The 10,648-nt window shown below is 64.1% G+C and carries 9 protein-coding genes and 1 pseudogene; all 10 read right to left on the bottom strand.

Features of this window, described 5'->3' with window-relative positions; all coding sequences use genetic code 11:
• Positions 1 to 247 (bottom strand): annotated as a pseudogene (locus BN1127_RS00565) (hypothetical protein); the annotation flags it as partial.
• An 87-nt stretch (positions 248 to 334) separates the two neighbouring features.
• A complete protein-coding gene (locus BN1127_RS00560; RefSeq protein WP_082029908.1) occupies positions 335 to 1,597 on the bottom strand; it encodes a hypothetical protein in 1,263 nt (420 codons plus the stop codon).
• Positions 1,598 to 1,797: 200 nt separating this feature from the next.
• Positions 1,798 to 2,358: a hypothetical protein gene (locus BN1127_RS00555; RefSeq protein WP_042648108.1), complete on the bottom strand. Its 561-nt coding sequence runs from the start codon at positions 2,356 to 2,358 to the stop codon at positions 1,798 to 1,800.
• Positions 2,359 to 2,496: 138 nt separating this feature from the next.
• Positions 2,497 to 3,921, bottom strand: a complete 1,425-nt coding sequence (locus tag BN1127_RS00550; RefSeq protein ID WP_042648107.1) for an NAD(P)/FAD-dependent oxidoreductase — start codon at positions 3,919 to 3,921, stop codon at positions 2,497 to 2,499.
• 85 nt (positions 3,922 to 4,006) lie between these two features.
• A complete protein-coding gene (locus BN1127_RS00545; RefSeq protein WP_042648106.1) occupies positions 4,007 to 4,831 on the bottom strand; it encodes an FTR1 family iron permease in 825 nt (274 codons plus the stop codon).
• Complete coding sequence (locus BN1127_RS00540; protein ID WP_042648105.1) at positions 4,831 to 7,809, bottom strand: YncE family protein; 2,979 nt, start codon at positions 7,807 to 7,809, stop codon at positions 4,831 to 4,833. The genes BN1127_RS00545 and BN1127_RS00540 overlap by 1 nt, the downstream gene beginning before the upstream one ends.
• Positions 7,810 to 7,813: 4 nt before the next feature.
• Positions 7,814 to 8,263, bottom strand: a complete 450-nt coding sequence (locus BN1127_RS00535; protein ID WP_042648104.1) for a hypothetical protein — start codon at positions 8,261 to 8,263, stop codon at positions 7,814 to 7,816.
• Between the two features lie 122 nt (positions 8,264 to 8,385).
• Complete coding sequence (locus BN1127_RS00530) at positions 8,386 to 8,871, bottom strand: YqhA family protein (RefSeq protein ID WP_042648103.1); 486 nt, start codon at positions 8,869 to 8,871, stop codon at positions 8,386 to 8,388.
• Between the two features lie 86 nt (positions 8,872 to 8,957).
• Complete coding sequence (locus BN1127_RS00525; RefSeq protein ID WP_042648102.1) at positions 8,958 to 9,659, bottom strand: proteasome-type protease; 702 nt, start codon at positions 9,657 to 9,659, stop codon at positions 8,958 to 8,960.
• A gap of 31 nt (positions 9,660 to 9,690) precedes the next feature.
• Positions 9,691 to 10,491, bottom strand: coding sequence for a transglutaminase family protein (locus BN1127_RS00520; protein WP_042648101.1), 801 nt, complete (start codon positions 10,489 to 10,491; stop codon positions 9,691 to 9,693).
• Between the last annotated feature and the right edge of the window lie 157 nt (positions 10,492 to 10,648).

Here is a 10,648-nt window from a genome sequence, read left to right as displayed (position 1 = left end):
TGACGTAGTAGGGGAGCGGGGGGTAGAAGAAGAAGGTGGGGCTGCCAAAGCCGCCGTTCATGGCCATCAGCCAGCGGGGATAGATCTCCCCCTGCCACAGCTGGCGGGCAAAATAGTGGCCCGAGAGCAGGTGGTGGAACAGATCGTGCCCCTGAGTGCCCCCCTGCAGCCAGACAGGCAGCACCAGGAGCGCACTGGCCAGTGCCAGGATCAGGGGCACCAGTGCCCACTCCTTGCCTCCCTTCATGCATCCTCTCCCTGCCACGCCCATGCGCAGTGAGTGTAGACGAGTCAGCTGACGCAGCGACGCGTTTGGGCCAGAGCTTTGAGCCTGTCAGCGCGGTATGGCGAGCCAGAGGCCGGGTTCGGCGCCAAAGCGGGGGGCAAACCAGTGCGTCTGGTGGGGGAGCGGCATCTCGTTCTGCGCTATGGGGCGGCGACTGAGGCGGCAGGCCCCCTGGGTGAGCGCAAGGGCGGCATCCCCCTGATACCAGCCGTCGGTGACGGGTAATGCCGTGGTTTCCCTAAGCAGCCGTACTCCCCACTGAGTCACCAGGGCCGGGCAGGTTCGCTCTGCTAGCCTGGCGGCCTGCACCATGGCGGGCGGGGCTGGCGGTATCAGGATGGTTGCGAGCAGCAGCAGGCTCGCCGCCATGGTCGGCAGTTCGCCCTGGCGCGGCAGCATGCCCGCCAGCAGCACTATACCGAGCAGGGTAATGGGCGCCAGGTGGCGAGGATTGTCCGGGTTCTGGCCAAACAGGGTCCAGAGCAGCAGGGCGAGCCTGTAGAGCGACCAGAGCGGGGAGAGGGCGGCGGTCTGGCCCTTTAGCCGCTGCCAGACTGGCAGCAGGAGCAAGGCCCCCATCATCAAGGGCCAGAGCGGGGTCAATTGATCGCTGAAGGTGCGGGCCCAGTTCAGCAGCCGGTCGCCATGAGCCGAGGCCGTGTTGCCCCAGAGGGTGAAATGACCGTCGGTAAAGCGCCGCCCCTCGGCAAAATAGGCCCAGCCATCGGCCTGCCAGACAAACAGCAGGCAGGCTAGCCCCACCAGGGTGATGGGGAGCAGAAACTTAAGGCGCTCACCCTTGTGCGCCATCCCCAGCCAAAGGGGCAGCAGCGCCAGCACAAAATAGGATGGGCGCAGCGACAGCATGAGGCCCAGCAGCAGACCCGCCAGCGCAATTCTGCGCTGTTGTAAGGCCAAGAGCGCCCCGAGCCAGGCGGCGAGCGCGGGCCCGTCCGAGAGGCCGGAGAGCGCCAGCGTCGGGGTGAGCGGCAGGGCCAGCACCAGCAGCCAGACCGGCGCAAAGAGACCCGGGCGTTGCCACAGCCTGGCCGCAAGCCCAGCGGCGAGAGGTGCGATCAGCGCCGTGCCGAGCAGGCTCGCCCACTGCACTGCGGCGGCGGGATCGTCCACCGCCAGGTTGATCAACCGTGCCAGCCAGATAAAGGCGGGGTAGCCCGGAAAGTGGGGGGAGAACTCCAGCACGCTGAAGCGCGTCACCCCGTGGGCGAAGTTGAGGGCATCGTCGGAATCCAGCGCCACCGGGAAGGCCAGCAGCCAGCCAAGCCAGACCCCTTGCAGCAGGATCAGCAGCCAAATGGTGGTTGAGCAGGAGGAAGCCCAACGCAGAGACCTTGCCTTCCCCCTCATCCCCATCCCTTCTCTCGCAAGGGGAGAAGGGGGCAAACCGGCGTCCGGGTGCATCTAGCGGCAGGCCGTGCGTAAGGTGGGTAGAGCGAAGCGAAACCCACCGTTTGTCACAGCGAGTTGGCGCAATGAGTGGCTGGTGGCCATCAAAGCGGCGCCAGCACGGCCATCAGCGCTTTTTCTGCATCGCTAAAGGCGGCGGCATCGGCGGGCTTGGCGCCTACCCCGAATACCCCCGGGTTGCCGATGGCGTCGAGCACCCTGGCCAGCGCCTGTTCGGCCGCCTTGCGATCCCCCTCATTCAGGGAGGGGAGGATCAAGTCGAGGAAGCGCTTGCTCTTGACCACCAGCACCTTGGCGGTCTGGTAGTCGCCAAGGTTCTGGCTGGCCCCCTCGAGACGGCGTTCGATCTCCGCCTTGTAGGCCCGGTTGAGCAGGGCCGCGGTAGCTGCGGTGTCTTTGGCCTTGATAGCGGCCGCGAGCGGTGCTTGCAACTCGACCTTGTGATGCTGCTCCAGATAGGCGAGCTCGTCGGCAATCTCGCTCAAGGTGGCACTGGCATCCTTGCCGTCAGTGGCGGCGCCAAGCAGCGCCTCACGGGCGTCGATCAGCTGCTCCTTGCCGGCGGCGGCGTAGGAGTAAGCCTGCGCCTGGCCGCTCAGCGTCAGCAGCAGGGTGAGGGCAAGTAAACCCGGGCGGATGGTCATCCTGTTCTCCTTACTTATGCCAAAGGTTATGTCAATGGCGCGGCCCTCAGGCCACGCTCTGGGTTTTGATCACGGTGTTTTCGTTGCGATGATTGAAGGTGTTGCGGCGTCTGTCTACTTGTTGGACACCGACAATCATCAGGCCACGCTCTGGGTTTCAATCACGGTATTTTCATTGCGATGGTTAAAGATGGCGTGGCGTCTGTCCACCCCGTCGATCACCATGTCGGCGGCCATCATCCCCATCTCCATGGCGGTGTCGGTGAAGATATAGCGAAACGTCCCCTGGCGACCGGTCATGATGAGGTTGCCTATCGGCATCAGCGCCTTGATGGCTTCGTTGCGGCGGGCCTGATAGCCGAGATCCATCAGCGGATAGGCGTACTCGCTGCGCGCCTCGAAGGTCTCATCGCCAAGCTTGGCGGTATCGACGCCGAGGCTCGCGAGATCAGCGGTGACCCGGCCGCGCAGATCGGCCAGCGGTGCCTGCCAGGTGACATCCCCCGGGTTGCAGGGGATCTCCAGCATCACCGAGGTCTGGCCCTGGGGCGCCATAAAGGGGCTGCGCCGGCGCGGCTCCTGCAGACGGGTGGCCAGAATATGGGGGTCGGAGAGGTACTGCCAGGTGTTGTCCGACAGGTTCTCCTGCTTGAGCGGCATATTGACGAAGCGAAGCGACCGGTAGTGCAGATCGCACGGCAAGCCGAGATGCTGGCAGGTGAGCGGCAGCGGCAGGGTGGAGATCACCTGATCAAAGCGCTCGCTCTGCTCAACGTCATCTTGTTTCCAATACACCCGTTCGATGCGGCCATCGGCCTGCTCAAGGCGGGTGATGGTGGCGCCTGTTTTGAGCTCAACCCCCTCGGCAACCAGCCGCTCCCCCAGAGTTGTGAAGATCTGGCCAAAGCCATATTTGGGGTAGCGATATTTGCGGGCATAGGTGCGCACCGAAATGCTGCCGTTTCGCCTTGGCAGCAGGCGGCGCGCCACGTCTTTAAGGTCAATCAGGCTGATGCGCTGGCCGGCCCAGTCGGCGGAGAGCTTGTCCGGGTTGATGCCCCACAGTTTGCCGGTGTAGCCCTCGAAAAACTGACGGTAGAGGGTGCGACCGAAGTGGCTCTGGATCCACTCGGCAAAGCTCGCCCTGGCGAAATCGTCCGGCTTCTTGCTAAAGGGCAACAGCAACAAGTCTTTCACCGCACCGGCCATCAGGGTGAGCGGCGCTGTCTTGAGCAGGTTGGTCAGATTGAGGGGGTAGTCATAGGTGCGCCCGCCAAAGCGGATCACGCTCTTGCGCATCGCGTGGAGCAGGTCGTCCCCCATCAGCTCGTCGATAAAGGCGAGCAGCTCTGGGTTCTTGGTGATGAAGCGGTGGCCGCCGTAGTCGAAGCGATAGTCGCCGTCGCGCCCTTTGAAGGTCTGGGTGGCGCACATGCCGCCCACGACCGGCTCCTGCTCGAACAGGGTGACCGCAAAACCGGCCTGGCAGAGGCGCCAGGCGGCCATCAGCCCTGCGGGACCGGCACCCAGCACCGCAATGCTTTTCTTGTTGTTGTCGCTCATGACTGTCTATCCGAAAAATCTGGCAAAGGAAGAGGCTTAAAAAGCGGCCCCTTGGCCGCTTTTGAGGGAACTGCGCAACGCGCGATCAGCCTTGGGCCCTGGGTTGATAGCTGCGATGCCAGAGGGTGACGAAGATGGCCAGGTAGGCGGCCCAGGTCAGCAGCTGCAGGCCGGCCGGCGAGGCATTGTAGCCAAACAGGGCGCGCAGGAAGGTACCGAAGACCCCCCGATCGTCGAGAACCTGGCTGATGTTGAACACGGGCGTGGTCCAGAAGGTGATGACGTCTGCCGCCTGCAACATGTTGACCGCAGAGGAGAGCAGGCCAGCGGCGATGATGATGATGAGCAGGCCGGTCCAGCGGAAGAAGGGGGCCAGCGCCACCTTGCGGGTGGAGCGCAGCAGCCCCCACACCAACGCCACCGAGACCAGCAGTCCGCCCAAGGCGCCGATGAGCCCCTCATGCAGATCCACCCCCTGCCCTGAGTAGATCAGGGCCGAGAAGAACAGCACGGTTTCAAACCCTTCGCGCATCACGGCGAGGAAGGCAAGCAGCACCAGGCCAAAGAGGTTGCCGCCATCGATGGCAGCATCGATGCGTGCCGTCATGGCCCCCACCTGGGATTTGGCCTGCTTCTGCATCCAGATCGCCATGTAGGTGAGCACCAGGGTGGCGAAGAGCAGGATCCCCGCCATCAGCAGGTGGTTGTAGCGCTCGCTCTCGAACTGGCTCACCACCACCTGGAACAGGAAGGCGACGACGAGGGAGGTGATAAGACCGAGCCCGACTCCCAGATAGATGAGCTTGTTGTAGCGGCTCGCCCCCAGCTTGGCGAGGTAGGAGAGGCAGATGCCGACCAGCAGGAAGGCTTCCAGCCCCTCGCGCAGGGTAATGAGAAAACTTGCGAACATCAGGATTGAGGCTCCGTATCGGGCGTGACGGGGAGGGGCTGCAGGGTCAGTTGCAGCCGATTGAGTTGCACTATGGGTGGCGCCGGCAAGTCCGGCTCGGCGGCGCGCACCGCATCACTGACCCACTTGGGGTAGGTGCGGAAATTGAGTCTGATATCGGCCTTGAAGGGCCCTTGGGCATCAGCCGGCAGCGGCCAGGCTTCATCGCGCCAGCCATCGGCCGGAATGCGAGTATCTTCAAGGAGCTTGGCGTAGCGCCAGAACTTGAGTCCCACCGGCTTGCCCTCGGCATCGCCGAACACCTTCCTGAACAGGCGCGCATCCTCGGGCACGGCACCGTTCACCGGCTGGCCGCTGGTGAGCACGATGTTTCCGTTGGCGTCGGTGACGGTCAGCTCCAGCCAGATCTCGCGAAAATCGGCCACCCCGGTGGGGAAGGCGTGGCCGGCGCCGACGTTGGTAACCCGCACCACCAGCTGGCGGTTATCGACAGTCCCATCAATGCGGGCGGAGAGAGTGGCGCTGGCGCGCAGCAGTGCCAGGCTCTCCTGCTCGAGGGCCGGGTTCCTCAGCCCCACCAGCTGGTGCTGGGCGCCGGTGAAGTTGTGGCGATAGAGCCGTTCCTTCTCCGGGCCGTTTTCGGTGGATTGGCCCGCTACCGGTGCGCCGCCGTTGCCGGGCTCCGGGTTCATGTGGCAGTCGATGCAGGTGCGCCGCTTGGCGAGATCCTCGGCCTTGGCGAAGCTGGAGTTTTCCCACTCGTCCCAGGTGTTGACGATGTTGGCGCCGGTGCCCGGGGCAAACTCGTTGTGGCACGACTTGCACAGGGCCGCATCCCGGTAGAAATCCTTCTGGTAGGAGGCTTTGTGCATGGCGGGGCGGGAGTTGATCTGCCGCTCGGCCAGCCAGTGCTGAAGGCTGCCCCCCGGGGCATCCTCGAACACATAACTCTCCCTGTCTTTCAGGTTCACCGTGAAGGCACTGTTGCCGCCAGTATCCTCGAGTTTGGTGATGCGATGGCACAGCACGCAGCCGGTGCCTTCCTCGACAACCGGTTCACCTGCCTTGTGGGCCGCGATCAACGAGGCGCCGCCCTGCTCGAACATGTGGGAACCCTTGGGCAGATCCTGCGGGCCGTTCAGCACCTGCTGGGGCATGTGGCAGCCCTGACACCACTGGCCGAACGCTTCCCCTTCGGTCTCGCGGGCCAGCGCCTGCACCACCTTGTAGTAGGGGTGGGAGTTGCCCATCAGCCTGTGGTTGCTCTCGCTCCAGTCCTTGAAGGCCTGTTGGTGGCAGTTCTGGCAGGAGGCGGAGTTGAGCCACTCTTTCGGGTGAGTGGTCGGCGCCTTGGCGGGATCTGTGCGCGGGGCATCGAGTCGCAGCCAGTTGGCAAGATAGGGGAGGTTGCCGTCCGCCGTCACGAAGGCGTGCAGATCCTCCATCATCGCCTGCACCTCGGGTTGGGGCTTGGCGGGATCCACCACTGCCGCGCCATCTCGGGTGTCGTGGCCCATGCCGCCCTGGGTTTGCTGAGTCATGCGCAGGTATTCGCCGACAAAGTCCCCCGCCACCATGTTGGCGAGGTTGGCGTGGCCGTTGATGGCGTTGTCGCCGCTCTTCTGGCGATGGGCCGCCATCAGGTGGCGGTTGGTGAAGTTGAAGCCGTCCAGATGGCAGGAGTTGCAGCTCATCCAGTTGTCCCCGGCCATGGGGAAGCGGCTGTTGGCGGCGGTATTACCCAGGTTGAACAACCGCTCGCCGCGCTTGAGAGGCTCGGGGCGGGGATCCGTCTCCACCAGTTTGGCGAAGTGGGGCACATCCACGGTGACCCGGGCGAAGGGGCCGCTGCCGCCGCTATTGAGACGGGTGAGGTCCTGCCCCATGACGTTGTGCACCAGAATGTGGTCGCCATCGATCAGCAAGTCCCGAGGATTCTGGCCCGGCAGGTGGCGAAGCAGCTGGGTCGCCTTGGCACCCCCCTGGAACTTCTTGCGTCTGTGGCGGTTGCTGTTCTGCTTGCCGCTGCGCGAGAGGTCGAACACCAGCAAGTCCTCGGAGCCCGCCAGGGTCAGATAGACACGCTTGCCGTCGGCGGCGAAGCGCGCCGCGAACGGGTTGGAAACGATCTGGCTGCGGTTGCCGACGTTTGGCAGGTTGATCTGCAAAAAGAGCTGCTTTCTTTCATCTACCCGCTCTTTCTCCTCATCGAGATCGATGATGGAGACCGCCGGGAAGACGGTGCTCTGAAACTGGAAGGAGTGGTCGAAACTCCACAGCACATGGGGCAGCCAGGCTTCGCTGCCATCGGGGGAGAGGGCGATGCCATCGAGCAGGCGCGGCAAGCCCTGGGAGTCGCTTGGTGTGGCGCTGTGGGTCTCGGCCAGGGTGATGAGGCTGGGTTTGGGCAGGGTCGCGCCTTTGGCGCCCTTCTCAAGCCTGGCGAGATCATAGATGGCGAGCTGGCCCGTCATGGCGTGGGTGAGCAGCAGGTGATCGTCGTCCGTCAGGGCCAGCCCGCGCGGGGTCTCGGCAGTTTCTGCATCCAGCTGGAGCTTGCCCGAGCTGTCGTAGGCGTGCAGGCGAGCTGATTCGAACAGCGTGACCCAGAACCAGCGCCGCTTGGGATCGAAGATGACCCCATAGGGTCTATGGCCGGTGGGGATCGCCTTTTCCAGGTCGAGATCTTCGTCCAGCAGCAGCAGGCGATCGCCGCTGTAGTCGGTGACCAGCAGGGTGCCGTCATCGGCACGGGCCAGCTGGCGCAGATCCCCCCCCAGTTGCGCCTCTTTTATTCCCTTGCCGCTGTCTCGCTCGAGCAGGGTGACCGAGCCGGCGCCCTGGTTGGCCACCAGCAGGCGAGGGGCGTCGCCCTCGTCATAGGCTAGCATGGCCGTGCTCATCACCTGGGCGCTGGCAAGGGGGCTACCCAGCAGCATGGAGAGGGCGAGTAGGCAGGAGAAGAGCAGCTTCAGCATAGGATCAGGCACGCCATTTCAAGATGGTCCAGCGCCAGGCGTGGCGTAGCACCAGGGGCGTCAACGCTAGCGCGCTCAGCCAGTGGGCCCAGCTGGCGAGGTTGCCCAGGCTGTCCCCCGGGGTGCCGTGCAGCACCAGCAACAGGCCGCTGGCGAGACAAACCAGCAGCAAGGCTTCGATGATGCGGCCCGTGGTGCGCAGAAAGGGTTTGCGGCTCTTGTTCAGCAGGCTGCGATGGGAGAGCCAGAAGGCGCCAAACAGCAGGGGAAACAGGGAGAGGGAGAGCATCACATGGAGAAACAGGTTCCAGCGTGCCAGGGACCAGACCGGGGTCAGTGGCTCCCACAGCAGCAGGCCGGAGAAGAACATCAGGTAGAGGGAGCCCTCGGCGGCCTGATGGTGATAGGCCAGCCATTGCCAGAGGTGTCGCGGTGAGAGGGAAAGGCTTGTCATAGGTGCTCCAGCACCCGGGCGGTTCGGCCCGGGGCGAGCAAGTTTACAATGGGGTAAGGGTAATGAAAAGAGTTATCAATTCGGCTGTTGATGAATAGATCCTGAATGAAATCAGGGCTGGGTCACTTGTGATCAGCCAGCCGCTCCGTGATGGCGTAGATGAGTGCGGCGGTGGAGAAGGCGAGGAAGACGATGACAGACCACTTCATCTCTGTCTCGTTGCCGATGCCATCGTCCAGGAAGGCCTTGAGCACCTCGATCCCGGCTATGGTCACCAGGGAGTTGATGACGATGAGTTTGAGGGAGGCGAAGTTGATCTTGTGGAGCCAGTTGTCCCCCAGGGCCGCCCGCTGCTCCGGGGTCTTGATGAATTGCACGTAGCCGCACAGGGCCACCAGGATCAGCATCTGGGCCACCAGCACGAAGTCCACCAGGGTGAGCACCCCGGTGATGAGATCCAGATAGTGGATCTCGATGATGTCGCGGCTCAGCACATAGAGCTGCATGGCGAACTTCACCATCAAGAGGGCGACGCAAACCAGGATGCAGACATAGAAGGGGAACATCATCAGCCGGCTGCCGTTGAGCATTAAGTTGAAGCGGCGCATGGGGACTCCATTGAGAGGGAAGCGATTGGCAGCAAGAATATCTGGAAAGAGGGGGGCGGGAAAGCGCCATGGCGCTCCCCGCCCGTTCAGAGGGGGAAGGGGGGCAGATCTCGAAACAGCCGCTGCAGCCCCTCGCCCCAGGCCTTGCGCAGGGCCTGGAAGTGGGGATTCTGCTCTGTGATGCGGTGCAGCTGTGCCGCCGAGAAGCTCCCTTCGGAATAGACAAGCGCATCCAGGGGCAAGCCCACCGAGAGGTTGCTGCGCAGGGTCGAGTCGATGGAGATGAGGGCGCACTGCATGGCGGTCTGGAGCGGCGTCTCGTACTGGATGATGCGATCTATGATGGGCTTGCCGTACTTGCTCTCCCCTATCTGGAAGTAGGGGGTGTCCGGGCCCGCCTCGATGAAGTTGCCCTCCGGATAGATGTGGAACAGGCGGTGGCGCTCCCCCCGGATCTGCCCCCCCAGCAGTATGTTGCAGCCGAAGTTGACATGCCCCTGCTGCTGGCCCCCATCCCGGCTGATGACGGTGCGTATGGTCTGGCCTATGAGGGCCGCGACCTCGTACAGGCTGGGGAGGCTGAGCAGACCCGTCCCCTCCGCCAGCAGGCTGATGACACTCTGGGTGGTAGCCAGGTTGCCGGCGCTTTGCAGCACTATCACCCTGTCCTCCTGGGTGAAGAGGTGCAGCTTGCGGAAGGTGGCGATGTGGTCCACCCCCGCATTGGTGCGCGAGTCGGAGGCGAAGACGATGCCATCTTGCAGGCACATGGCGACGCAATAGGTCATGGCCGCGCTCCCGCCAGCACTCCCTGGGCCCTCATTGCTGCTGCCCATCCAGGCGGGTGACCCGTGCCTGGCTCTGCAACTGCTCGCAGCCGCCGCCGTAGCGCACACCGCGCACCGGGCAGGCATCCAGGTAGTCCATGCCGACCGCGAGCTTGAGGTGCTCGTTGGCGGAGCAGGTGAGGTTGGTCACATCGAAGGTGTGCCAGCGCGCCTCAATCCACACCTCGGCCCAGGCGTGCATCGCCACGTGGCTGCTGTCCTGGCTGTAGAGGTAACCGCTCACGTACCTGGCTGGCAGACCGGCGTGGCGGCAGCAGGCCAGGAAGACATGGGTGTGGTCCTGACAGACGCCGCTGCCCGAGGCGAGGGCCTCGTCGGCGCTGAAGGTGGCGTCCGTGCTACCCGGCTGATAGGGCATGCGGGCCAGGATGCGCGCCATCAGGCCCTGCAGGTCGGCCTGGGTCGGCTCGGAGGGCAGGCACTCCTGCGCCAGGGCGCGCAGGGCCTCGCTTGGGCAGGTGAGGGTGGTGGGCCTCAGGTAGCTCAGGGGAGAGATGAGGGAGTGCTCTTCATCCTCCTGGGCATCATCGCGGATCTCTACCTCGCCACGGGCGCGGATGAGGATCCCCTCGTGGGGGGACTCCAGGCTCAGCACGTGCAGTATGTTGCCGTAACCGTCCGTGGTGCAGGTGGCCTCCCCCGGCAGCTCCAGCTGCCAGGAGAGGATCTGCTGGCGGGCCGTGCTGTGGGGGGTCAGGCGCAGGTACTGGGTGCTGCGGCGTACCACGTCGGCATAGTGGTAGCGGGTCTGGTGATCGATGATGAGTCTCATAATACCTCCAGGTAGGCGGCGTGGATGCTCTGGCCGATGGCGCCGATGTCGCTGAGAAAGTCCCTCAGGTACGCCTGCATGCCGAGGGCGAACACATCCTCGATGGCGCCATAGGTCAGATGGGCGTTGAGTATGGTGGTGAGGCGCCGCGGCGCCT

It is taken from the genome of Aeromonas media (assembly GCF_000819985.1).
Taxonomy (GTDB): Bacteria; Pseudomonadota; Gammaproteobacteria; order Enterobacterales; family Aeromonadaceae; genus Aeromonas; species Aeromonas media.
Note: the sequence above shows the minus strand (reverse complement) of the source record. Positions and strands in the feature narration are given on the sequence as shown.